The sequence below is a fragment of the Peribacillus sp. B2I2 genome (assembly GCF_041261685.1).
Lineage (GTDB): Bacteria > Bacillota > Bacilli > Bacillales > DSM-1321 > Peribacillus.
In genome coordinates this window covers 4559115-4582998 of record NZ_JBGCCB010000001.1, presented here as the reverse complement: position 1 = coordinate 4582998, position 23884 = coordinate 4559115, and the positions used below count along the sequence as shown (strand labels likewise).

General features: G+C 43.9%; 21 protein-coding genes. 9 read left to right on the top strand and 12 right to left on the bottom strand.

The window, feature by feature from the left end:
• Positions 1-119 precede the first annotated feature (119 nt).
• Complete coding sequence (locus ABIE66_RS22730) at positions 120-1085, top strand: quinone oxidoreductase family protein (RefSeq protein WP_370016393.1); 966 nt, start codon at positions 120-122, stop codon at positions 1083-1085.
• A 431-nt stretch (positions 1086-1516) separates the two neighbouring features.
• On the opposite strand, the gene ABIE66_RS22725 is transcribed toward ABIE66_RS22730, so the two are convergent.
• Both ABIE66_RS22725 and ABIE66_RS22720 read right to left on the bottom strand, forming a co-directional pair.
• Positions 1517-2917 (bottom strand): hypothetical protein, encoded by a 1401-nt coding sequence (locus ABIE66_RS22725; protein WP_370016392.1) that lies wholly within the window; start codon positions 2915-2917, stop codon positions 1517-1519.
• A gap of 44 nt (positions 2918-2961) precedes the next feature.
• Positions 2962-3330, bottom strand: a complete 369-nt coding sequence (locus tag ABIE66_RS22720; RefSeq protein ID WP_370016391.1) for a hypothetical protein — start codon at positions 3328-3330, stop codon at positions 2962-2964.
• 244 nt (positions 3331-3574) lie between these two features.
• On the opposite strand from ABIE66_RS22720, the gene ABIE66_RS22715 reads away from it, so the two are divergent.
• A complete protein-coding gene (locus ABIE66_RS22715; RefSeq protein WP_370016390.1) occupies positions 3575-5377 on the top strand; it encodes a hypothetical protein in 1803 nt (600 codons plus the stop codon).
• A gap of 138 nt (positions 5378-5515) precedes the next feature.
• On the opposite strand, the gene ABIE66_RS22710 is transcribed toward ABIE66_RS22715, so the two are convergent.
• Positions 5516-6208: an FHA domain-containing protein gene (locus ABIE66_RS22710; RefSeq protein WP_289326446.1), complete on the bottom strand. Its 693-nt coding sequence runs from the start codon at positions 6206-6208 to the stop codon at positions 5516-5518.
• Positions 6209-6389: 181 nt separating this feature from the next.
• Between ABIE66_RS22710 and ABIE66_RS22705 the strand changes: the two genes are divergently transcribed.
• Positions 6390-6518, top strand: a complete 129-nt coding sequence (locus ABIE66_RS22705; RefSeq protein ID WP_370016389.1) for a hypothetical protein — start codon at positions 6390-6392, stop codon at positions 6516-6518.
• Positions 6519-6905: 387 nt separating this feature from the next.
• On the opposite strand, the gene ABIE66_RS22700 is transcribed toward ABIE66_RS22705, so the two are convergent.
• Positions 6906-7073: a hypothetical protein gene (locus ABIE66_RS22700; RefSeq protein ID WP_370016388.1), complete on the bottom strand. Its 168-nt coding sequence runs from the start codon at positions 7071-7073 to the stop codon at positions 6906-6908.
• Between the two features lie 323 nt (positions 7074-7396).
• On the opposite strand from ABIE66_RS22700, the gene ABIE66_RS22695 reads away from it, so the two are divergent.
• Positions 7397-8854 (top strand): protein adenylyltransferase SelO, encoded by a 1458-nt coding sequence (locus ABIE66_RS22695; protein ID WP_370016387.1) that lies wholly within the window; start codon positions 7397-7399, stop codon positions 8852-8854.
• A gap of 107 nt (positions 8855-8961) precedes the next feature.
• Here the strand turns inward: ABIE66_RS22695 and ABIE66_RS22690 are convergent, their stop codons facing one another.
• Positions 8962-9390, bottom strand: coding sequence for a MarR family winged helix-turn-helix transcriptional regulator (locus ABIE66_RS22690; protein WP_370016386.1), 429 nt, complete (start codon positions 9388-9390; stop codon positions 8962-8964).
• A gap of 120 nt (positions 9391-9510) precedes the next feature.
• On the opposite strand from ABIE66_RS22690, the gene ABIE66_RS22685 reads away from it, so the two are divergent.
• Entirely contained in the window at positions 9511-10098 is a 588-nt protein-coding gene (locus tag ABIE66_RS22685) for an NAD(P)H-dependent oxidoreductase (RefSeq protein WP_289326442.1), read from the top strand.
• 106 nt (positions 10099-10204) lie between these two features.
• Here the strand turns inward: ABIE66_RS22685 and ABIE66_RS22680 are convergent, their stop codons facing one another.
• The 7 genes from ABIE66_RS22680 to nikC form a co-directional block, all read right to left on the bottom strand.
• Positions 10205-11536, bottom strand: coding sequence for an SLC5/6 family protein (locus ABIE66_RS22680; RefSeq protein WP_289326440.1), 1332 nt, complete (start codon positions 11534-11536; stop codon positions 10205-10207).
• Between the two features lie 3 nt (positions 11537-11539).
• Positions 11540-12238, bottom strand: a complete 699-nt coding sequence (locus ABIE66_RS22675) for an AraC family transcriptional regulator (RefSeq protein ID WP_289314935.1) — start codon at positions 12236-12238, stop codon at positions 11540-11542.
• A complete protein-coding gene (locus ABIE66_RS22670) occupies positions 12235-12996 on the bottom strand; it encodes a sensor histidine kinase (RefSeq protein WP_289314936.1) in 762 nt (253 codons plus the stop codon). The genes ABIE66_RS22675 and ABIE66_RS22670 overlap by 4 nt, the downstream gene beginning before the upstream one ends.
• 88 nt (positions 12997-13084) lie before the next feature.
• Positions 13085-14071, bottom strand: a complete 987-nt coding sequence (locus ABIE66_RS22665) for an ABC transporter ATP-binding protein (protein ID WP_370016385.1) — start codon at positions 14069-14071, stop codon at positions 13085-13087.
• A gap of 2 nt (positions 14072-14073) precedes the next feature.
• Complete coding sequence (locus ABIE66_RS22660) at positions 14074-15096, bottom strand: ABC transporter ATP-binding protein (protein ID WP_370016384.1); 1023 nt, start codon at positions 15094-15096, stop codon at positions 14074-14076.
• Between the two features lie 12 nt (positions 15097-15108).
• A complete protein-coding gene (nikB, locus tag ABIE66_RS22655) occupies positions 15109-16029 on the bottom strand; it encodes a nickel ABC transporter permease (RefSeq protein WP_289326436.1) in 921 nt (306 codons plus the stop codon).
• A gap of 12 nt (positions 16030-16041) precedes the next feature.
• Complete coding sequence (nikC, locus tag ABIE66_RS22650) at positions 16042-16944, bottom strand: nickel transporter permease (protein WP_289326435.1); 903 nt, start codon at positions 16942-16944, stop codon at positions 16042-16044.
• A 211-nt stretch (positions 16945-17155) separates the two neighbouring features.
• On the opposite strand from nikC, the gene ABIE66_RS22645 reads away from it, so the two are divergent.
• The 4 genes from ABIE66_RS22645 (at position 17156) to ABIE66_RS22630 (ending at position 23462) form a co-directional block, all read left to right on the top strand.
• On the top strand, positions 17156-18712 hold the full coding sequence (locus ABIE66_RS22645) for a glutathione ABC transporter substrate-binding protein (RefSeq protein ID WP_289326434.1): 1557 nt from the start codon (positions 17156-17158) through the stop codon (positions 18710-18712).
• Positions 18713-18778: 66 nt separating this feature from the next.
• Positions 18779-20287 carry an amidohydrolase family protein gene (locus ABIE66_RS22640; protein ID WP_370016383.1) on the top strand — a complete coding sequence of 503 codons (1509 nt, stop codon included), beginning with the start codon at positions 18779-18781 and terminating at the stop codon, positions 20285-20287.
• Position 20288: 1 nt separating this feature from the next.
• Positions 20289-21794 (top strand): amidohydrolase family protein, encoded by a 1506-nt coding sequence (locus tag ABIE66_RS22635; protein ID WP_370016382.1) that lies wholly within the window; start codon positions 20289-20291, stop codon positions 21792-21794.
• Positions 21795-21896: 102 nt separating this feature from the next.
• Positions 21897-23462 carry a glutathione ABC transporter substrate-binding protein gene (locus ABIE66_RS22630; protein WP_370016381.1) on the top strand — a complete coding sequence of 522 codons (1566 nt, stop codon included), beginning with the start codon at positions 21897-21899 and terminating at the stop codon, positions 23460-23462.
• Positions 23463-23884: the final 422 nt, after the last annotated feature.

The window sequence follows — 23884 nt, the reverse complement described above, 5'->3', positions numbered from 1 at the left end:
GTCAAACTTAGTGACCGCTCTAGCCTTTAAGGGCAGGGCGGTTATTTGTGTTCCTTGCCATCAAGGGGTTCATCCTATATCTTTAAGAATGTAAAGAACCATTGAAGGGAGTTAGGATGATGAAAGCACTTGTCTTTGATAATTTCGGCGGACCGGAAGTCCTGTCTGTAAGGGAAATTGCAGAACCTGAACATTCAAAATCAACCGTGATCGTTCGAATGAAAGCAATCGGATTGAATTTTGCTGATGTATATAGAAGGAAAGGGAATTATCACTTGGTGGGTGATCCTCCATTTATTCTAGGTTATGAAGGGGCGGGGGTCATCGAATATGTCGGGGAAGATGTTCATCATGTGAAAGCAGGTGATCGTGTCGGATTTGCTGATGTTCCCCATGCCAATGCGGAGCTGGTTTCAGTTCCAGCGGATAAACTGCTACCGCTGCCTGAGGGCATTTCCTTTGAAACGGCCGCTTCCGTTTTACTTCAAGGATTGACTGCCCAATATTTAACTCATGACAGTTATCCAGTAAAAGAAGGGGAAACCATTCTGGTCCATGCAGCTGCAGGCGGAGTCGGTCAATTACTGACACAGATGATCAGGATGAAGGGCGGTCAGGTCATTGGCTTGACTTCATCAAATGATAAAGCGTCTGTTGCCAAACAAGCGGGTGCCGATCATGTTTTCCTTTACGGATCCGACTGGGTGAATTCCATTAAGGATGTGACCGGCGGGAAAGGCGTTAATGTCGTTTATGAATCAGTAGGACAAACCTTGCTGGATAGTTTCGAGGCGACCAAGACTGGTGGAACGGTCGTTTTCTTTGGAATGGCGGGCGGAGATCCAGAGAAAATCGATCCGAGAATGTTGATGGATACATCGAAAGCATTGATAGGTGGAGACCTCTGGAACGTCTTGACTACCCATGAAGAACGGAAAAGAAGGACCGCAGAGTTGTTTGAATGGATCATGTCAGGGAAAATCCTCATTGAAAAACCGACTCTTTTTTCGTTGGAAAATGGGGCGGATGCACATAGACTTCTTGAAAGCCGGAAAAGTACGGGGAAGATATTATTAATACCGTAAAAACGTATGAGGGTCATCCATTCAAATGGGGGCCTTTTTTCATTCCTTTCTTAAATGGGCCCGCCACATAACTCCTTGTTCATACTGATGATCAGAATCTTTTTCAGTTCCTTTATATAGACCTTTTTCTTAGACCCTTGCATAACTCATTTATAAATGCCCTTGCCCTTACAGGGGGTAGGGTCTGCTGTCACAACAACCTGCTGACCAAGTTCCCTTATCCACATGATTCATATGCAACCCACGAATTCAAAGGGGAAATCCACAGTGTGCCATCCCCAAACCACAGTCGTCATTCTGCAATTCACAGTCGACATTCGTTATCCACATACCCCAAAGACCGCAAAAAAAAGAGAACGGATTCGTTCTCTTGAACAATCTATATGAAAAGGCATGGGGAACCACACGAAACTTAATGCTCTGTGTGAATGTTAGCAAGTGGAAATAGAGAGAACATCCAGACGCTCCTTTTGGATTGCGAAATAGGATTGGAGGATTTCCTTTTTCTTTGTGAGGGGAGAATTCCGGGCAGACGGGGCCACTGCATGGTTGCCGAATTTAAGGATCAAGGTCAACAGCCTGTCCAACTGTCCATATGTATCGTTTCTAATGCGTGTCATATATTCGGCAGCAATCTGCTTATCATCATGCGTTCTTTTCTTTTTTCCTTCTGCTCTCAGTTCTTCGGTCACTGTCTTCACACGGGAAATGAGCCATGTCTCGCACCAGCCGTTCAGTACATTGCGGATGAATTCCGCCTGATGGTATTTATGGAGAATGGGTTCGATATGGTCAGCCATTTCCAAATCATTCACTTCCCGGCCTAGAGCTTTCTCGGAGATGTCCCTATGAAAATGAACACGTTCAAGCAAGCTTTTGATGGATTCCGCCTGGTGGGAAAATTTCACCATCTGTTCCAGGGTTTCGTTATAAATGATCTTGCTTAAATAGGCAGAAGCTTGTTTTGGTGCCAGAAGTAACTGCTTATTGGCAGGAAGGGCCGTGCCAAATTTCTTAAGGGAATGAGAATAGACGAAACGGGCTAATTTCAGAAGTTCCTGTTGGGTATCATTGGAAACCCCTGGATTTGTCGCTTCTTGTAGAAATGAACGGAAAATATATTTGCCGATCCGTTCCAATTCCCTGCATACAGAATCATTGATATGCCCAAGGAAGCCAGAGTTGAAAATCGTTCTCCGCAACAATGTCCTTTCCGCCCGATTTTCCTTATACTGCTCCAAGACGCCTTCGGTAAAGGTGAATACCAGAACTTCTTTCTTTGAAAAAGCCCTGCTTGCAAAAGAAATCCTCACTAAATGGCCTAAAGCGTCATGGACTGCATCGATTGCATCCAATAAGCGCTGCCTAGTAAAGAGCGAGCTGGAATCAGGAACAATTTCACTATAATCGAATAGTACTTCTTCAGACTTCAAAACAGACATTCGAAAAGCGCCCATCAGCAGCAGCCGTTTTCCATGAATCGTTAAGATTTTGAAAGCATCGCTATAAAAGAAACGGTATTTCTTGCAGTAACGGTCCGTCTTCCTGTTAAAACCAAGATTGCTTGCAGGCCCCAGGTTAAACTTATATAAAATGTCTTCGCCCTGATGAACAGGCACAAACACTTCTTTTAGTGATCCTTGAGGGGCGGTGAATTTATTGATGATCTGCCTTAAGTACTTTTCTGTTGTCCCGACTCCTCGGGCCATCATATGAAGCGGGCTCTGGATGACCCCATCCCAATCACTGTGAAGCAAGGCGTACAAACACGTATCGAATTCAGTGGAAGATACATTTCTTAATAGGTATTGGTAGGTTTCTTCATAAATCATACGGTTTTGTCCCCTTTGGTTTTTCTATGACGCAGTGTCACTTTTCAAAGATAATGCGATGTTCTATCTGTGTCATCACACATATCAATGGCTAATTCGTAACGAATGCTATACCATTTCGTTTTATTCATTTTCCATTTGTTATAGTTCCATGAAACAAGGCATCCATCCTTTTCAAGATTAAGGATCGTCCGTTTGACTGTACCCCTCGACCAAAAGGGCATCTGCCTTTGCAACTGTTCATAAGTCTGGCAAATCCAATCACTCCCGTCCCGTTCCACTCCATAAGCTTCAATCAATGAATGAAGATGTACCAGCATCAGAGCTTTTTGCAAGCCAATCGCTTTTGCCAAATGGGGGTTGAGCCCCATCTCATATCTCTGATCGAGTATCGTTTCCAATTCCATTTTCATTTACATCCCTCCCGAATGGTTTGGTTCGATCCTATCGAATATCTGGTATATCTACATCGAAAAGAACGAACTTCACCGTCTATATAAACAATGAATCGGAAAAAGTAGCATCGCTGGAAAAAATAAGTTTTATGATTTGGTAGAAATGTTATTTCGATATATTTCGAAAACAGTAAATTTGTTGCACAAAAGTGATAAACTGGGTAAATGGAAACATATATGACAAGGAGAGATTTTTAAAACCATGATACTTTCACTACTCGTTTTCATCTTAAAAGGAATTTTAATGAAAATACCATTTGCCATATTGGGACTTTCCTTGATTCCGCAGAGATGGACAAACGCAATCACCAAAAAGGATATACCCTTTTTCATTGAACAGGTGCTGAGACTTTTAGTTTCTGCTGCCGTATTATTTTTCGTTATCGATATTATGTTAGTGGATCTTACTGCCGCAGCATTCTTTTCGAGTTTTGCCATCATTCTTGGGCTCATTCTCATCATTGATTCAAGAATGTATGTGTACAGTGCCAGGGAATCTTTAATGACCCGACGAAATCGGAGGGAAAATGAAGCTGCGAAGAAACCAAAAACACCATGGAACGTACATTTCAACAGTTTGTTAGGGGGCATTTTGATTGCAGCATGGGTTATCATGTTGTTTTACCCCATCACTCTTGCCTCTGGTCTGCATGGCTTGGCAAAGGTCGATAAGAAAAATGAGCTGGAAGAAGTTCAAGATATTAAAACCATGCCGCTTGTTACAGTGAAAATGGCAGACGCAAAAGGCGATGCCGCGATTAATAAAATAGAAAATGCATCATATTTCACTGAAGGCGAATACCGACTAACGAATATAAATGATCAATTGGCTTATACTTCACCCATTGAAATGGCCGGATTTTTGAAAGCCGGGAAAGCGGAGTACACGCCAGGTTATAATCTGATTTCCGCCGTATCGACGGATAAAGGGGCAAGTACGGTAAAAGGGAAGATGCTGTATGCTCCCTCACAGTATCTCGATCATGATTTGGAAAGGACCATCCGCAAGGCCTATCCGAATAAAATCATCCATGATTCATATTTGGAACCGAACGAAGATGGAAAGCCCTACTTCGTAGCTTCTGTGGGACATTATTTGAAATACCGCAGCGGGTCCGTAGTGGACGGGGTGGTATTGGTGAATCCGGAAACGGGGGATACGAAATACTACCCAAAAGGAAAAGAACCTGAATGGGTGGATCGAACATTCACGCTGGAAACAGCCCTGGAATATTGGACCTACTGGGGGAAATATGTTCACGGGTGGAAAAACCAATCCCTGATTGGGCCGAAGAAAGATGTCTTGATACCTAATGAGGATAATATGCAGGTTACGTTTAACGAAAAAGGCGAATTGATTTATGTAGTGGACTTTACCAGGGCTAAATCAAAAGGAAACTCCAAAACCTTGGTAGGTTACGGTGTTTTCAATGCCAAAACCGGTGAAATGACGTACTACAAAGGTGTCACGTCCGTTCTAACTGGAAAGGAAGCAAAATCCAACGCCAATGCGAGTGAATTTTTGTCTAAATATCCAGGCTGGAAAGCCACTAATGGAATTTTCTATACGATATACGGTGCTCCCACTTATGTCATTCCAGTTACAAAGGGCAGCAAGTTTCAAGGTGTGGCGATCGTTTACGCCAATAGCGATAATCCCCAAGTGGTCTTCGGGAAAACGAAAGACGAAGCTTTCCGGAATTATAAAAAACTGATTGCATCTTTAGGGAAAGTCAGCGGTATAACGCCACAAAAAGGATTTGAGATGAAAGAAATAAAGGGGAAAGTAACAAGGATCAACGACGCCAATCTCCCAAATGGATATGTATTTCATTTAATCGTCGAGGGTAATGCCAAGAGATTCTCAGTGGACCCTGGGGTCAATGCGCTATCCGATGTTGTATTGACGAATGTAGGGGACCGGGTTGTACTGAAGGTGATGGATATGGAAGAAGATGTCGTTCCAGTCGATCAATTCACTAATCTGGACTTACCAAAGAAATAAAAGCATTACGATGAAACGGGTGGATTCAGGCTACAGGCTGGCCATCTCCAATATATGAAACACTAAACCAATTATTAAAGCATGAAAAAAAGCATTGTAATCAGCAATGCTTTTTTTCATGTCTTCGAATGATTGTCATTATAAGTCCGATAGATTGAATGTAAGGATGGATTCCATATAATATCCCTTTTGAATGACGGCTTTTATGGCGAAGTGCCCATTTAACCGTTTCCGTACCCGGTACAGGAGTGAAGCGATTTCTTCTGCCGTCACGATTTGCTCGGGATCACCGATTCTCTCTGGCCATACATGCTGGACAATCTCTTCCTTCGAAATAAGGTTGTCCAAATTCTCATAAAGCAACTTAAAGCAATTGAATTCCTTTGTAGGCATTTTAATGGGTGCTTCTTCATTGATGATCACAGTCTGAAGGTGCTCATTGATAGCCACGGTTTGCATGATATCGGGGTTCAACGGCGTGAAATCCCGTGTTAAATCATTGTCGATGGAGATCATGAATTCAATCAATCCATTAATCAAAGTAATGGAATCCCCCGGTTCAATGAGACAGGGATTGCCCGGTACGAGCGGCATCTCGTTCACCGAGGTACCGTGTTTGCTTGCCAAATCCTCAATGAAGAGCTGTCCTTCCTCCATATAAATCCGGCAATGTTCCCTGGAAACGAAGTCATTGTAAAGCTTGAAATCAGCTTTGGAGTGCTGGCTTGCACGGCCAATCAGCAGGCTTTTTCCTTCAAAAACATAGGCGAATTCCTCGGTTTGACCTTTGTGCAAGGCCCTCAATACAACCTTGAAAGTTTTATAGATCATTCACTTCATACCCCTTAAAAGTCTGAATATTTAAATTATTTTCATGGATTTATCATTTTGGCTACATGGCTGTTTAGTGGGTTCAATCTTATAATTATAAATTATCAGTCGCTTACTTACTAACGAAAAATGAAAAAATACAAATTAGGCACACAGCCATTATAACAAATAGAAATGATGGATGAAGAAAGTAACTCTATTTTTGCTGATATTCGCTTTGACTGTGCGAGGAGTATTTTTATGGCGTTTCCTCAAAGCCGACCAGGCAGCACCGGAAGAAGTATGCGATGAAAATGTACCTTACGCTTGAACGCAATGGAAAAGGAGTTGACCAAAGGTGAGTATGTGGAGAGATAGGATAAATGCCTTCAGCATCCTGCTGATGATCATTAGTATGATGGTATATATTATTTTTCCCCAGCCCTTTACCCTCATTCTGTACTGTATATTTGGCATTGCCTTTATCAGCCTGACTTTACTGAATTAAGCATATCCTGGATTAGAGAGGGATGTTGGAGACGAAACGGGAAGGAAGAAGATAGAAAAAGGTGGGGGAGGCATGGTGAAAACATGAATCCTCCACCCGATTGGCAAGTTTCTGTTCACCTGTTTGTGAAAATCATAGATGCTATAAAAAAGCCTGCCGATTTAACGGCAGGTTTCAGACTGTAGACAAATTCGAAGAAAGCGAGTTTGCCTACAGTTTTTTTCTTTGAAAAACGGTCCAGTTGATTTCAGAAATCCGCTCCCTTTCCGCCGGCTGTCTGCCAAGCCGCATCAAAGCAACCGTCTGTGGGGTCTCGTCTAGCCAGTTATTCGGCAGGAGTGTCGCAAATTTCTTCAATCCAATGAGGGTTTCATCCATATAATCACGCTGTACAGTTTCACAATTTTAAACGGGAATAGACTAAGATATTCTTAAGCAGGAACCTAGTAAGGGTACCTGCTTTCATTATTTCTAAGGGACAGGGAGGTTATTGGCGCTTTACACAAGCGTTTTATGAAATCCCGGAAGGCGCCATTGATTTTACATGACTTTAAAAGAGCCATTTTTATCCTGAGACGGTATAATTAATTGGCAGAAGTAGACATTAAAATGGACTGCACCTGTGTTTTATGACGTTTATTAATTGAATCATGAGAGAAAGACCTTTATACAATAAAGTCAAAACAAGAAAAGGAGAAACCATGACAAATGAAACTGGATGGAATTTAGATAATAGTTATGCCCGTCTTCCGGAAAAATTTTTCACGAGCACGAACCCGACTCCTGTACGTTCACCGGAGTTGATCATTCTCAATGATCGTGTGGCTGCATCCCTTGGTTTGGACGTTCAAAAACTGCAAAGCGATGATGGCGTAGCGGTGTTTGCCGGCAACGAGGTTCCAGAAGGTGCTTTGCCTCTTGCCCAAGCCTATGCGGGGCATCAATTCGGGCATTTTAACATGTTAGGCGACGGCCGGGCGATACTGCTTGGCGAGCAGATTTTGCCTCAAGGCGAGCGGTATGATATCCAGTTGAAGGGTCCGGGAAGAACGCCATACTCCCGCGGTGGCGATGGCCGGGCTGCACTTGGACCGATGCTGCGCGAATACATCATCAGCGAAGCGATGCACGGGCTCGGCATTCCTACCACCCGAAGTCTGGCAGTGGTGACGACCGGTGAAACGGTAATCCGTGAAACCGGGCTGCCTGGTGCCATCATGACCCGTGTGGCTTCGAGTCATCTTCGTGTCGGAACCTTTCAATTCGGTGCAAAATGGGGTACGGTCGAGGAACTCCGGACCCTTGCGGACTATGCAATAAAGCGTCATTTTCCAGACATTGAAGCCGATGAAGGCCGTTATCTTGCGCTCCTTCAGGAAGTGATCAAGCGTCAGGCCAAGCTTATTGCCCAATGGCAGCTGGTAGGCTTCATTCATGGGGTGATGAATACCGACAACATGACAATTAGCGGGGAAACCATCGATTATGGCCCTTGCGCCTTCATGGATGCTTATGATCCTGCAACAGTATTCAGTTCAATTGATACTCAAGGCCGTTATGCCTATGGCAACCAGCCGGTTATCGGGGGATGGAATCTTGCGCGATTCGCTGAATCCCTTTTGCCGCTGTTGCATGATGATGAGGACCAGGCCGTTACGCTGGCCCAAGAGAAGATTTCCGTTTTCAATGAACTTTATCACGCTAATTGGGTAGCGGGAATGAGAGCAAAACTGGGGATATTCAACGAAGAGACACAGGATGAAGCCCTTATTAATGGCATCCTCAGCATGATGAAAAAGCATGGTGCCGACTATACCAATACCTTCCGTGCTTTGACCTTTAATACGATGGAGGAAACGGTCCTTTTCGGGACACCTGAATTCGCTCAGTGGCAAGAGCTCTGGCAGGCGAGACTAGGCAGGCAGAAGGAATCGAAGGAATCTTCGAATCAGTTGATGCAGAACAGCAATCCTGCGGTTATCCCAAGGAACCACCGGGTGGAAGAGGCATTGGAAGCGGCAGTGGAGCAAGGGGACTACAGCGTGATGGAACGGCTTTTGGCGGTTCTTTCAAATCCTTATGCACACGGCGAGGAACAAGCTGAATACTCGACACTACCTGAGTCAACAACACCTTACCGAACCTTTTGCGGTACCTGATTATAAGTTAGTTTTATGCGTGCATGGAATTAATGAAGAGGCTCCCGCGATTGAAGTTGATCAGTTGTCAACTTCAATCGCGGGAGCCTATTTTGTGTATTCATGCATTAGTAAAAAAGTTTTGTGTGAAGAATATCCATGGCACGCTCAATATCCTCTAAGTCTTCCTTCGTTGCATGCTGCAGTCGGCTTTGGAAACGGGATTCCACGATTGCAAAGGCTTCGTTCATCATCATTTCCCCTTCTTTCGAGAGACGGATGTATTGTTTCCTTCGATCTTCCGAATCACTTAATTTTTCAATTAGATTCTTTTCGCTTAATTTTTTCAGTTCACGGCTCGTGTTAGGCATGGAAATATGCTGACAGTCACTGATTTCACTTGGAGTGACAGGCTGACTGACTGTAATGTATTCAAGAATATTATATTGAACCGGCGTGATCGAATCAGATTTAGCATGTTGTGTTAATTCGTGCGTCACTTGATGTACGGAAGTTGTAAATGAGACCCATTTATCAAAAAGAGCTTTTTTGTCCATAACTTTCACCTCTACAGAGAAGATAACAAAAGTGTTATCAAAATACAATTATCATTTGACAATAAAAAATAAGGAGTGCTATATTATTGTTATCAAATGATAAGTAAATAGGGGGGCCTCATGAACATTTTGGTCATTTACACATATCCAAATCATAAGAGTTTAAGCTATGCCTTTTTACAAAAAGTCATCATAGGTAGTAAGGAGAACACCAACATAAAGGGGCTGCAGGTGTTGGATTTATATGCTGAGGGATTTAATCCACTCTTGGAGTTCAATGAGCATAAACGAAGGCGTGATATGCATCGTGATCCTCAGCTTGAAAAATATAGAAACCAGATTACTTGGGCCGACAAGATTGTCTTTGTCTATCCGATTTGGTGGGGGAGGCCTCCTGCCATGCTCATGGGATACATTGATCAATTATTTTCTGCGAATTTTGCCTACAGGGATAAGAAGGGACTGTTACCAGAAGGCCTTCTAAAAGGAAAGTCGGTCGTATGTGTGTCCACGATGAAGGGCCCTGCAAAGTATCCACTTTTCTGGTTGAATGATGCCCATAAAATATTGATGAAGAGAGCGTTATTCAATTTTGTCGGAATCAAAAAAGTGAAGTTTTTCGAATTCGGTAATATGGAAAGTCCGAAGGGGAAACAAACCCAAAAACTAGAAAAGGTTTATCGGTACTTCAAAAAGGTGGATAGCTAAGTTTTTACGAGATTAATAGAGGACCCCATTCATGAGGATCTTCACACTGAATGGGGTTGGTGATATTCACTTGGTCAGTGCACCTGCTACAATGAGTCGGCCTTCGTCATACATGCCGTTTTGTTATTACGGATCTCCATTTGTTCTTGATGAACGTAAGGATCGTACAAATCACTATGATGGTCAATGAAGCCAATCCGCTAAACCATATGCTTTGGAATTCACTTACATAAGGCTGGATGATGTATGAAGCGGCAATGGCCAAGACCGCGCTTATCGGTATGAAATCAGCGATTTTCCCTTTACTGAATACGATTACCAGAATGGGTGCCAGCAATGCTGAGTATACATTGCCTGAATAAAATAAGAGCTCTAACAGGTTTGGGGAATAGAAGAGCGTAGCTACGAAAATCAATCCACCAATACAGACTGAAAGCAGGCAGGCCATCCTTATTTTTTGCTGGTCGCTTTTTTGGGTTTGGAAGGGTTCAAGAATATTGGCGACGATCAGGCTTACCAATGAATGCAGGCAGGCACCGAATGTCGAGGTGATTGCACTGAAAGCACAGAGCACAAAAAGGACGAAAAAGAATGGAGTCGTTATCTTGTTTGCCAATCCAGCCAAAATCGAGTGTATATCAGTGAATCCGCCCGTAAAGATAACCATTATGAACAGGGATGAAAACGAGAGCGGGAATATGATCCATATAAGGCCGGATAAAGAAAATGTCAATCGAACCTTTTTCATTTCCATCATAAATAATCGCTGCCATGATGTCAGGTCAAAGAAAAACTGGCCGAATCCAACAAGAAGTCCTGCAAAAAGAAAACTCCATAGATCATACTTATTGATCACCAGCATGTAAGGATGGTATAAACGAATCCCATCATAAACAGGCTGAATGCCTTCCTTGACGAAAAAGTATAAAGGAATTAAGATAACGGCGGCAAACATGAAGACGACTTGAAAAGCTGCGAATCGATGAATGAGCTTTAACCCGCCGAAACCAGCAAAAAGAACACAAAAACCGTAAAAGAAGAACAGCCCGACATAGAGCGGCGTGTCGAAAAGAAACTGCAATAGGGTGGACGCGGCCATTCCCTGAATGAATAAAATGTGTAAGCTGGTCATGACCAGAATCACGATCAATATCCAATATCCCAATGGATGAAGCCGGGTTTTTAAATAGTCCCCGATGGTCAAACCGACGGGAAAATCCTGCCTGACCCTCTTCCCGATGAAACTGAACATGAACAGGGCGATCGCTCCCATCAGGGCATAGCCGATCCCTCCGAAAACTCCATACTTCACCATCGATTCAGGGGAGGATAATATCGTTGTTCCCGTCACCCAGCGTGCCAGGAGGGAGATGATCCCTAACCCCATCCCAATTTGAATGGGGCCTTGTACGTATTCTTGAAATGTACGTGGTCGCAATGTTCATTTTCCTTTCTCGCGGAACTCCTTGGGCGTGATTCCCTCTATCTTCCGGAATAAAGTGCTGAAATAATGCTGGCTATTGAAACCCGAGTTTTCAGCGACGTCTGATATGCTCCAACTGGTGTTATTGGTTAAGGCCCTTTTAGCTGCCTTTATTCTATATTGCATTAAATATTCCGAAAAGGAAGTGCCGACTTCTTCATGGAATTTCCTGCTTAAATAAGTCGGGTTTGTATGCACTTCACGGGCGATGTCCGAAAGGGAGAGTTTTTCAGCATAATTTTCATGAATGAATGAAAGGGAATGGTGAATCAGGGTTGAGTAGTTATGAGAAGACTCCCTTTTATCATACCTGGATAGCACTTTATGCAAATCGCTTTCAATTACAGGTTTCGTTAAATAATCAACTACGCCTATCCTAATGGATTGCTGGGCATAATCGAAACTTTGATGTGCGGTTACCATGATGATTTCCACTTCTTTGTTCAGTGCCCTTAGGTCTTCACCAAATTCAAGACCCGATCGCCCCGGGAGATTGATATCCAGGAAAGCGAGGTTTATTTTAAAGTTTTGGGTGAGGGTCAGTGCCTGACAGGCATCAGCAGCTTTATGAAACTTCCAAAAAGGGTATATGGACTGAATCATATATTCCATTTGTTCAAGGACCAATGGTTCGTCATCAACTAATAATACATTCATTCCGGCGCCGCCTCCTCCATTTTCTTATCATGAACCAGTGGCCATGATACCTCTACCTTTGTTCCAGATTCATTAGAAGATATATTCAATTGTGCACGGTCATTGAAATACAAATATAAACGCTTTTGGATATTATCCAGTCCATGGCCGCCTTCGTTTGTAACGGAATGTCCCATTAATCCATTATCCATCACTTCGAGATACACCATCTGTGAATCCTGATGGAACCGGATATGCAGAAGGGCTTCCCCCACTTTTTTTTCCAAGCCGTGTTTAAACGAATTCTCCACTAAAGTCTGGAGAATGAAAGGGGGTACCATTGCAATTGATAATGGGTCTGGGCACTCCATATCGATCTTAAGGCGATCGCCAAAGCGAAGGGTTTGGATGTCGAGATAATGCTGAGTATACTGAATTTCCTGGGAAAGGGGGATTAATGGTTCAGTTGCTTTATATTTGAATTTCAAGAATTGCGAAAATGCCTCTAAGGCCCTTATCAGTTCAGCCGTCCTGTTCAGGCGGGCCAAGCCCAAAATGACATTTAGTGTATTAAACAAAAAGTGAGGCTGGATTTGCTGGTTCAATTTATTATATTGTGCTTCTTGAAGTGCTTGCTCCAGACGTATCTCTTTGTTTTTATTTTCAAGGAGATCGATCCGCTTCTCGAATATGAATAGAAATAAAAGAGCGATAGCTCCCATGATGGGAGCTAATATGAAGAGCATGATAATTAACGTGAATCCTTCGTAACTAAGCATGGAGAACCTCTACTGGTTATATTTTTATATAACTTTAATTATTCTGTTTATTAGTATCATACTAAAGACCCCTTGGGAAATCTACAACTTATGACACAATGTGACAAGCCACTTGATGATTCTGTTCAGATAATTTTAGTTCGGGTGCCTCTGTTTTACAGATGTCCAATGCAAAAGGACATCGTGTATGGAAGCGGCAGCCGCTTGGAGGATCGATGGGTGAGGGGACATCACCCGTCAATAGGATCCGTTCCCTTTCATTCACTGGATTCGGTACTGGGATGGCAGATAGCAATGCTCTCGTATATGGATGCTGCGGCTGCTCGAAAATGGACTTTTTATCGGCTATTTCGACTATCTTTCCGAGATACATGACCATTACACGATCCGAGATATGTCTGACCACACCCAAATCATGTGATATGAAAAGAAAGGTAAGGTCGAACTGTCGCTGTAACGATTTTAATAAATTCAGTACTTGTGCTTGAATGGAGACATCGAGTGCAGATACGGCTTCGTCGCATATGATCAATTTTGGGTCCACTGCAAGGGCCCGTGCAATGCCGATCCGCTGTCTCTGGCCGCCGCTGAATTCGTGCGGATATCTTTCCATGGATTCAGGTCTCAGCCCGACATGTCCCAATAATTCTTCAATCCTGCTCTTTCGTTTTTCTTTAGGCACTACATTTTGTATGGCTAAGGCTTCTCCGAGAATTTTCCCTATGGTCTGTCTGGGGTTAAGAGAGGCAAATGGATCTTGGAAAATAACTTGCAAGTCCTTCCTGGTGCTCCTCATTTCCTTTTTTCCTAAACTCAGTAAATCCCTATCCTGAAAATGTATACTCCCGCTTGTAGGTTCATCCAATCGAAGGATCGCCCTTCCGGTAGTCGATTTTCCGCAGCCGGATTCGCCAACTATGCTTAAGGTTTCACCCTGATAGATATGGAAGCTGATATCATCAACGGCTTTTACATGATTGACGGTTCTTCCGAAAAACCCACCCTTGATCGGAAAATATTGTTTCAATTGATCCACTTCAAGCAGAACCTTTTTCTCTGCAACTGGTACACCCATCATTAAACCCCTACCTTCTCTTGAGTGTCATATTCCTTCTCCCATTGGGGGGTGAACATCCAACAGCTGACCTCGGTGCTTGGGCCGGTCGCTTGTAGATCCGGTACGGCTTGTTCACAAATGCTCTTCGCATGTGCACAGCGGGGGGCAAAGCTGCAGCCCTTAGGCATATTGTAAGGACTCGGAACAGTCCCGGGAATTGTAGTCAATTCTTCCTGGTCCATGTCCAGACGCGGAAGGGAGTTTAATAAACCGATAGTGTAAGGATGTTTAGGATTTGTGAATATTTCCTTGGCCAATGTGTATTCAACGATTTTTCCTGCGTACATGACAGCAACCCGATCACAGGTTTCATATACGACACCCAAATCATGAGTGATCAAAATGACAGCCGTCCCGAAATCCTTTTGCAGCGTCTTAATCAGCTCCAGGATTTGGGCCTGGATCGTCACATCCAATGCTGTAGTAGGTTCATCGGCTATTAAAACCTCAGGGTGACAGGCAAGTGCCATGGCAATCATGACCCTTTGCCTCATTCCGCCGCTTAGCTCATGCGGCTCCTGTTTTGCCCTTTTTTCAGGTGAGGGGATTCCGACGAGCCGAAGCATGTCGACCGCTTTGTCCCATGCTTCTTTTTTTCCGAGATTTTGATGGAGCCGGATCGCTTCTGCAATTTGCTCACCTGCTGAATATACGGGATTCAATGATGTCATCGGTTCCTGGAATATCATCGAAATTTCATTGCCGCGTATGGACCGCATCTGTTTTTCAGTCTTCGTAAGCAGATCCTCCCCTTTAAAAAGGATGCTGCCCCCGGCAATCTTTCCGGGTGGCGATGGAATAAGCCTTAACAATGATAAGGATGTTATACTTTTGCCGCTTCCCGACTCCCCGACGATTCCAAGGGTTTCCCCTTTATTTAGGGAGAAACTGATTCCGTCGACCGCTTTACTCGTGCCTTCGTCAGTGAAAAAGTGGGTCTGCAGATTTTTTACCTCCAGTATTTTATCATCAACCTGTTTCATCATCATACCTCCTTAATTCAAATCTATTCTTTTGTTAAAGTATCGATAGAGGACATCCACTGCCAAATTCATGAATACGAAGATAACGGAAGCGATAAGGACCCCGCCCTGAACCATTGGTAAATCCCTCGTTCTGATTGCATCGACTATCAATCTCCCAAGTCCATTGATGGCAAAAACGGACTCTGTCAATACAGTACCGCCGAGGAGTGCACCGAACTGGAGGCCAACGACTGTAATGACGGGGATAAGCGCATTTTTCAGGCCATGTTTATAAATGATGACATATTCTTTTAATCCCTTGGCTCTTGCTGTCCGGATGTAGTCCTGGCGAACGACTTCGAGCATGCTCGACCTGGTCATCCTGGCAACTATGGCCGCTCCGCCGGCCCCAAGGGTTATCGCTGGCAGAATCATGTGCCTGATGGTTCCCCAACCTGAAACCGGAAACCAATGAAGGTTTACGGAAAAGAAGTAGATAAGCATCAGACCCAGCCAAAAACTAGGTAAAGAGATTCCCAGTAAAGCAACGATCATGATGGAAATGTCAGCTGCCGAGTATTGCTTGGTTGCCGAGATGATCCCTGCAAGCATACCAAGGACAACGGTTATGAAAATGCTGGCGAGTGCCAGTTCAAGGGTGATTGGCAAGCGGACCATGATTTCATCCAAAACAGGCCGGCTGCTGCGGAGTGATTCCCCAAAGTCTCCTTGAACGGCATGAATGATATAGTCGACGTATTGATAAAGGATTGGGCGATCCAAGCCAAGCTCATGTCGCAGTGATTCAATCGTTTCTTTAGTCGCTCCTTCACCTGCAAGCAGTGTTGCCGGATCTCCAGGGACCATTTGCATGATGAGGAAAACAACAAGACTTACTCCTAGTAAAACCGGTATGGTTTGAAAGACCCGTCGGATTATAAATACGAACATTTTCTCTCCTCCTTATTTTTTCATTCTTGGATCCAGGGCATCTCTAAGTCCATCCCCGAAGACATTGAAACCGAGTACCAGTGTTGATATGGCTAATCCGGGAAACAAAGCGATGTGAGGGGCGCTGAACAAATAATCCCGACCGCTGCTCAACATGGCTCCCCATTCCGGTGAGGGAGGCTGGGCTCCGAGCCCCAGGAATGATAATCCTGCTGCCGATAGAATGGCTGTTGCCAGACGTAATGTAGCTTGAACGATGACAGGTGATAGAATATTCGGAAAAATGTGCTTGGTTATGATCGTGAAGTCAGTGGCTCCCAATGCACGAATGGCATCGATATATTCAAGCTTCCTGACTGACAGTGTGGAGCCGCGGACAATTCGGGCAAACATGGGTATGGAAAAGACACCGACCGCTACCATTACATTGATTAAACTTGGGCCAAGGGCACTAATGATGGCAAGTGCGAGCAATATTCCCGGGAAAGCCAGCAGAACATCGACAATCCTCATAATGACGGTATCGATCCATTTTCCGTAATAACCAGCCGTTAACCCTAGCAGAATGCCAATGAAAGCCCCGAAGAATACAGAGACAAATCCAACGGTTAATGAAAGCCGGGTTCCATATAATAATCTGCTTAAAATATCCCTTCCTTTATCATCCGTACCCATCCAATGTTCGGCCGACGGAGGCTGGAGTTTGTTGACTAAATCAATTTCATAGGGATCCTGCGGTGAAATCAAAGGTGCAAAGATAGCCAATAAAATATAAAAAAGTACGATATATCCGCCTATCAATGCCAGTTTATTTCTCTTGAATTTTTTATAAAAGGCTTTCCAGTGGCTTAGTTTTGGAGATTTTTTTTCGTTTACCTTCAATTCGGTATTATTAATGACAATCTCTGGCTTCATTGCACTTCCTCCTTTTCTTTCATTAAATTTATTCAAAATAGGTATTGAAGTAAATATGATGCGGAAAAGCAGTAAAGATAATTAAAAAATGTGTAAAGATTCTGAAAATATAAAATTCAGTTTTTTTTTATAATTTGAAGTAAGCCCGATGTACTCATAGCTGAAAGTTACTTGGAGAAAACAAAGGCAGGTTGAAAAAGGAGGAAATAGAATGAGAAAAAGTATGATGGGGTTACTGTTTGCATCGTTATTAGGCATCTCATCCGTTTTATCTGGGTGTGCAGCAGATCAAACCGGCAGCAAGGAACCGGAAGGAAAAGCGAAAGAAGGAGGTACACTGATCGTCGCGAGATTATCTGACGCGACCATCCTGGATCCTCATTTCATAACAGACATTCCATCAGCAAACGTCGTTTATGAAAAGGTTTATCAAACGTTGGTCGTTCCTGATAAAAACATGGATCCTAAACCGCTGCTGGCAAAAGAGTGGAAACAACTGGATGATGTCACTTGGGAATTTAAATTGCAAGAGGGGGTCAAATTCCATGATGGAGCTCCATTCAATGCCGAAGCGGTGAAAACCAATTTCGACAGGATACTTGATCCGGCAACAGCTTCTCCGCAGGCTGGTAAATTGGAAATGATCAAAGAAATTAAAGTGGTTGACGAAACGACCGTACAATTCAAGCTGAAATATCCTTATGCACCGCTGTTATCGATTTTAGTGAGTAATGAAGGAAGCATCATCAGCCCTAAAGCGATTAAGGAACATAGTGACAAGCTAGGTCAAAACCCGGTTGGGACAGGGCCATTCGTTTTTAAATCGTGGAAGCCAGGTGAAGAGATCGCACTTTCGAAAAACGAGGAATACTGGGGGGATGAACCGAAGATTGATGGCGTAGTATTCAAGGTTGTCCCTGAAGATGCCACGAGGATTGCGATGATTGAAACCGGTGAAGCACATGTGACCGATCAAGTGCCAGTGACTGAGATTGATAGGATCGAAGCATCGGACACGATGAATTTATATCGCACGGAGGGACTTGCGGTTGAATACCTAAGCTTCAATGTTAAGAAAAAACCTTTCGATGATGTACGTGTCCGTAAAGCGGTCGCTCATGCCATCGAGGTCGATTCGATTATTAAAGGGGTTTATAACGATGTCGGTACGAGGGCAAATTCGACAATGAGCCCAAAAGTGTTTGGCTATGATCCGGATATAAAAGGCTACGACTATGATATTAATGAATCGAAGAAGCTCTTGACTGAGGCAGGGGTCAAGGATGGCTTGGAGTTTACATTGACGACGAGTGACCGTAAGGAAAGGATTAATATGGCCGAGGTGATTCAATCCCAGTTAAAAGGAATTGGAATCAAGGTCAAGATTCAAGTCCTTGAGTATGGGGCTTACATTGATGCGACCGCTAAAGGCGAGCACCAGGTATCGATAGGCGGCTGGGGCAATGCTACCGGGGATGGAGATTATAACCAATTCAATCTTTTTGATAGCAAATCCCAAGGTGCTGCTGGAAACAGTTCATTCTATAGCAACCCGGAAGTGGACAAATTGATTGAAAGTGCACGTAAAGAATCGGATGGAGATAAACGTAAGGAACTATATTCGAAGGCACAGGAAATTGAGAGGGAAGAAGTTCCATATGTTCCTATCCGTAACTATGAACATTTGGCGGTATATGGTGGGACGGTTAAAGGGCTTTGGCTGAATCCAGCAAATTATTTAATGCTTGATGACGTAACCGTGAAGTAGGGAAATCATCAAAAAAGGGAGGCAGCATAAGGATGTTATGCTGTCTTCTCAATTAGGAGGGGAAATATGATAGATTTACTGCTAATCCATGGAACCGTGATAACCATGGATCAAAACAGGAGAATTCTGCAGGATGGCGCCATCGCCATTAATCAAGGAAGGATTTTAGCCGTTGATTCAACCGAAAAACTGAAATTGAAGTATGAGGCTGTAAAAGTCATTGATTGCAGCCATCAGTGTATATTGCCCGGATTAATAGATGTTCATGGTCATGGGGGACATTCCATGTTCAAAACGATTGCAATGGAGAATATTGATTTTTGGATGCCCATCATGACAAATACGTACAAGCATTTTGTTACGGATGACTTTTGGTATTACGAAGGAAAGCTGTCCTCCCTTGAGAGATTAAAGGCGGGAGTGACAACCGGGGTGAGCGTTTTAGGATCCATGCCACGATCCGATGAACCGATTTTCGCCATCAATCATGCAAAAGCATACGCCGAAGTGGGAATCAGGGAAGTGGTTTGCACGGGTCCTTGCAACCCTCCATGGCCCCATTCATTCAGCCGGTGGATTGACGGAAAGAGAGTGGTGAAGGAAGTTTCCTATGAAGAAGTATTGAAGGGGGCGGAAGCGGTAATCGAGGCACTGAACCATGCGAATGAAGACCGCACGAGAGCCTTCATTACACCATTTGTCATTGTGACATCCGTTGATCCTTCCAATCCCACATCACCTGACAGGCTTTATGGGCTGAATGATCATGATCTTTATCAAGCGAAGAAAATAAGGGAGATTGCCAGGAAATATAACACAAGGATACACTCCGATGCCTTTGGCGGGATGATTCATTTAGCGATACAGGATAAGGAAAATGCCCTATTGGGTCCGGATGTCCATTTACAGCATTGTCGGGGCATTTCCTTCGATGAAGCAAGAATACTGGCAGAAACTGGTACCAACGTCAGTGCATCACCTGGATTTGGACAGGTTCATGCACGCACCCCGATAACTGAATTATTGGAGATGGGTGCAACTGTGGCGATCTCCACTGATGGGACTTCCCCTTCCACAAGTTTCGATATGTTTCAGGCAATGAGGAAAACGCAGTTCGTTCACCAGGCAGCCCTTAGGGACTACTATTATTTACCCCCAGGTAAACTGTTGGAAATGATCACGATAGATGCTGCGAAATGCATTGGCTGGGATGATGAAATAGGCTCCCTGGAGATCGGGAAAAAAGCGGATGTCATTACGGTGAACATGCATCAGCCTCATCTGACCCCTGAATTCATGCATGTTCACCGGCTTGTTTTCCAAGCAGTGGCGAATGATGTGGAGCATGTCATCGTGGATGGGAAATTGATCATGGAAGGGAGGAATGTACGGACGGTTCATGAAAGTACAGTGCTGAACGAAGCGAATGAAGAGGCCTTTTCAACGATAAAGCGTGCCGGGCTCGAAAAGTATATGCAGCCGACGAAATATTTCTGGGGACATGCCAGGGCATATGTAGATGAAAAAAGATATGACGAACGAGAAGACGGTGCCTCAATGAGGAAAGGGGAATAAGATGAAAACCAAGCTTAAAGGAAGATATGTAATTGGGTATGACGGGTGCGATCATGTCATTTTGGAAAATGCAGAGATCGTTTATGAAAAAGACACGATTCTGTATGTCGGAAAAAATTATCCGGAAGAAGTGGACGAGGTAATGGATGCCGGTAACGCCATTATCAGTCCCGGGTTCATCGATTTAAATGCATTAGGGGACATTGACCATGATATTTTACATTTTGAAGCCGGTTCCAACAGACAGAAAAACCTTCTCTGGTCAGAGAATCATATACAAAGCGGACATCCCGAATTAATGAACGAGGAAGAAGAATCCTTTAAATCTTTATATGCTTATTCACAACTCATTCTTCATGGTGTGACGACGGCCATGCCCATCACTTCCGTTTTTTATAAAAGCTGGGCCGAAACCTATGAAGAATTGGCAGCTGCGGCAAAACATGCAGCTGAATTGGGGTTAAGGATTTACCTGGGACCAAGTTTCCAATCAGGAATGAGAGTCGTCGAGCCTAACGGAAATATAAAACTGCATTGGGATGAAAAGGCCGGGGAAGCGGGATTGCGGAAAGCGGTGGAGTTTGTAGAAAAATTCGATGGAGCCCATGGAGGCATGGTCAGAGGGATGCTCGCTCCAGAACGTATAGAGTCTCAAACTGCAGAGCAATTAAAACAGATCAAATATTACAGTGAAAAATTGGATGTACCGATAAAGCTCCATGCTGCACAAGGAAGTTTTGAATTCAATACCATATGGGAAGCTTATCGTGTCACACCGATCAGATATTTGTACGACCTTGGCTTTCTGGGTCCAAGAACAGGGATACCGCATGCCCATTTTGTTTCAGGATACAGTGGAGCGAAATATGGACAGGGGGATGACTTGGCGCTGCTAAGAGAAACGAATACAACAGTGATTCATTGCCCTCTGATTATCGGGAGGCATGGGGAGGCGTTGGAATCATTCGCTAAATATAAAAGGGCAGGGATAAATATCGCGCTTGGAACGGACACCTTCCCTCCGGATATGTTTCAGAACGTCAGGACAGGCAGCATGCTCTCACGGATGGTGGAAAGAGAAGCGGAAGGCTCTGCATTTGCCGATTTCTTTCGGTCAGCCACTCTTGATGCGGCGGCTTTTCTTGGCAGGAACGATCTTGGCCGCATTGCAGCAGGGGCCAAGGCGGATATCATTGCGATTGATTTGGACAGTTATCATATGGGTGTAATCGATGATCCCATTCGAACCATGTTCGTAAGCGGATCAGGAAGAGACGTTAAATTATCCATCATAAATGGAAAAGTAGTCATGAAGGATCAAAAAATCCCCAATCTTGATTTAATGGAAATCAAATATAAGGGGCAAAAGTATTTCGATAAGATGAGAAGAGGATTTATGGAAAGAGATTATCAGAAGCTTCCTGAGAAAGAATTGTTTAAGCCATCATTTAAGGTCGTCGAATCGATAAGCGATACAGAAGTGAAAACCATTTACGAAAACAAGTAAAGAAAATGAAAAACATAGTAAAGATGTTTCAAAATAAATAGTCAGAATATTTCCTATAATTAGATAAATGCTCAATTAAATGAAATCGGGAGGTCGAAGTCGATGGGGTTAAAACGTGGAACAGGAAAGCTTTTTCTAGTCATGATCATGGTTATCATAATTACGGGCTGTTCTTCTAACAATGATGTAAGCAAAACGGCAAATGATCAAAGCAAAGCATCAAACGAAGGGGGTACATTGGTCATTGCCCGTTTGTCCGACGCTGAGAATTTGGATCAGCAGTTCATGTCCACGATTAACGCCGCTAGTGTCACTCACCATAAAATCTATGAAGGTCTTGTACAACGGGATGAGAATAGTGAGATACAGCCAATGCTAGCAGAAAAATGGAAGCAAATAAATGACACGACCTGGGAATTCAAGCTTAGGGAAGACGTAACGTTTCATGATGGCACGCCATTTAATGCAGATGCAGTAAAAAAGACGTTTGATCGACTATTGGATCCAAAGGTCGCTTCTCCTAGAGCGGTAGTATTCGATATGGTAAAAGAGGTGAAACCGATTGATGAATTTACCGTGCAATTCATACTGAAGGAACCTTTTTCCCCGCTCCTTTCCATATTGGCGAATCACGAAGGCGGCATCATCAGTCCGAAAACAATTGAAAAGTTTGGCAAAAAGATCATCCAGGAACCGAATGGAACCGGTCCTTTCGTTTTTGATTCATGGTCCCCAGGGCAAGAAATCACATTGATGAAAAACAAAAGCTATTGGGGAGACAAGCCAAAATTGGACAAGGTCATCTTCAAGGTCGTCCCTGAAGATTCCACGAGGATATCGATGATTGAAACCGGTGAAGCGCAGATTGCTGAACCTCTTCCTGTAGCTGTCATGGACCAGGTGGAATCTTCACCGGCAATGGATGTTTACCGCAGTGAAGGGTATGGCACCGAATATTTAGGGTTCAATGTCAATAATGAACCGTTCAATGATGTCCGGGTCAGAAAAGCCATTGCCCATGCCATAGAAATGGATTCGATCATCAAGGGTGTCTTCAATAATGTGGGAGTAAAGGCGAACTCATTGATGGGCTCTAAAGTATTCGGGTACAACGAAGATCTGGAAGCCTATGAATACAATCTGAAAGAAGCAAAGAAACTGATGGCTGAAGCTGGATATTCAAAAGGTTTGGATGCGACCATCCTGACGATGGACAGTAAGGAAAGAGTGAACTTGGCTGAAGTCCTGCAATCCCAACTAAAAGGGATTGGAATTAATTTGAAGGTACAGGTCATGGAGTACGGTTCGTTCGTGGAACAAGTGAATAAAGGGCAATCGGAAATGTTCATCATCAGTTGGAGAAACGCGACCGGAGATGCTGATTATAATCAATATAATCTTTTTCATACGGATTCACAGGGGGCGGCTGGAAATACATTCTTTTACAGCAATCCAAAGGTTGACAGTTTAATAAATGCTGCCAGAAAAGAAAAGGAAGAAGGGAAACGCAAAGAACTATACGCAGAGGCACAGGAAATCGAGATGGGTGACACCCCGTATATTCCTGTAAGGGTCATTGAAAATGTTGCTGCAGTCGCGACAGAAGTAAAAGGGTTTTCGATCAGCCCTTCAGGCTATTTGGATATAAATGACGTAACGATAAAATGACGGTCGAATATAGTTCCTCAACGGTCGAATAAAGTGCTGGGTAGGTCGAATGCTGTGCGTGAACGGCCGAATAATATGTGGTTTAGGTCGATAAACTGCGTCAACGGCCCAAGACAGTGCAGCGGGTCGAATAAAGTGCTCCGGTCCTTAGGATTTTTTACTGTAATCCTCATTGGATCGAAGAGATTTGCGACACTCCTGCCGAATTACTGGCTAGCCGAGACCCCACAGGTGCTTGCGCCGAGGAGGCTTGGCAGGCAGTCGGCGGAAAGGGATTTTAAAGCAAAGTTGATTGGAACGGAAGGTGCGAGACTCCTGCGGGAAAAGCGCGTCCAAGGGAGACCCCACAGGCGCAAAGACGCCGAGGAGGCTCCCGGACCGCCCGCGGAAAGCGAGTGCCTGGAGTGGAAATCAACGTCTAC

Excerpts from the sequence above, each read along its gene's own strand:
- ABIE66_RS22730 (WP_370016393.1), top strand. The coding sequence starts at position 120 with ATGAAAGCACTTGTCTTTGATAATTTCGGCGGACCGGAAGTCCTGTCT.
- ABIE66_RS22725 (WP_370016392.1), bottom strand. The coding sequence starts at position 2,917 with ATGATTTATGAAGAAACCTACCAATACCTATTAAGAAATGTATCTTCC.
- ABIE66_RS22720 (WP_370016391.1), bottom strand. The coding sequence starts at position 3,330 with ATGAAAATGGAATTGGAAACGATACTCGATCAGAGATATGAGATGGGG.
- ABIE66_RS22715 (WP_370016390.1), top strand. The coding sequence starts at position 3,575 with ATGATACTTTCACTACTCGTTTTCATCTTAAAAGGAATTTTAATGAAA.
- ABIE66_RS22710 (WP_289326446.1), bottom strand. The coding sequence starts at position 6,208 with ATGATCTATAAAACTTTCAAGGTTGTATTGAGGGCCTTGCACAAAGGT.
- ABIE66_RS22705 (WP_370016389.1), top strand. The coding sequence starts at position 6,390 with ATGAAGAAAGTAACTCTATTTTTGCTGATATTCGCTTTGACTGTGCGA.
- ABIE66_RS22700 (WP_370016388.1), bottom strand. The coding sequence starts at position 7,073 with ATGGATGAAACCCTCATTGGATTGAAGAAATTTGCGACACTCCTGCCG.
- ABIE66_RS22695 (WP_370016387.1), top strand. The coding sequence starts at position 7,397 with ATGACAAATGAAACTGGATGGAATTTAGATAATAGTTATGCCCGTCTT.
- ABIE66_RS22690 (WP_370016386.1), bottom strand. The coding sequence starts at position 9,390 with ATGGACAAAAAAGCTCTTTTTGATAAATGGGTCTCATTTACAACTTCC.
- ABIE66_RS22685 (WP_289326442.1), top strand. The coding sequence starts at position 9,511 with ATGAACATTTTGGTCATTTACACATATCCAAATCATAAGAGTTTAAGC.
- ABIE66_RS22675 (WP_289314935.1), bottom strand. The coding sequence starts at position 12,238 with ATGAATGTATTATTAGTTGATGACGAACCATTGGTCCTTGAACAAATG.
- ABIE66_RS22670 (WP_289314936.1), bottom strand. The coding sequence starts at position 12,996 with ATGCTTAGTTACGAAGGATTCACGTTAATTATCATGCTCTTCATATTA.
- ABIE66_RS22665 (WP_370016385.1), bottom strand. The coding sequence starts at position 14,071 with ATGGGTGTACCAGTTGCAGAGAAAAAGGTTCTGCTTGAAGTGGATCAA.
- ABIE66_RS22660 (WP_370016384.1), bottom strand. The coding sequence starts at position 15,096 with ATGAAACAGGTTGATGATAAAATACTGGAGGTAAAAAATCTGCAGACC.
- nikB (WP_289326436.1), bottom strand. The coding sequence starts at position 16,029 with ATGTTCGTATTTATAATCCGACGGGTCTTTCAAACCATACCGGTTTTA.
- nikC (WP_289326435.1), bottom strand. The coding sequence starts at position 16,944 with ATGAAGCCAGAGATTGTCATTAATAATACCGAATTGAAGGTAAACGAA.
- ABIE66_RS22645 (WP_289326434.1), top strand. The coding sequence starts at position 17,156 with ATGAGAAAAAGTATGATGGGGTTACTGTTTGCATCGTTATTAGGCATC.
- ABIE66_RS22640 (WP_370016383.1), top strand. The coding sequence starts at position 18,779 with ATGATAGATTTACTGCTAATCCATGGAACCGTGATAACCATGGATCAA.
- ABIE66_RS22635 (WP_370016382.1), top strand. The coding sequence starts at position 20,289 with ATGAAAACCAAGCTTAAAGGAAGATATGTAATTGGGTATGACGGGTGC.
- ABIE66_RS22630 (WP_370016381.1), top strand. The coding sequence starts at position 21,897 with ATGGGGTTAAAACGTGGAACAGGAAAGCTTTTTCTAGTCATGATCATG.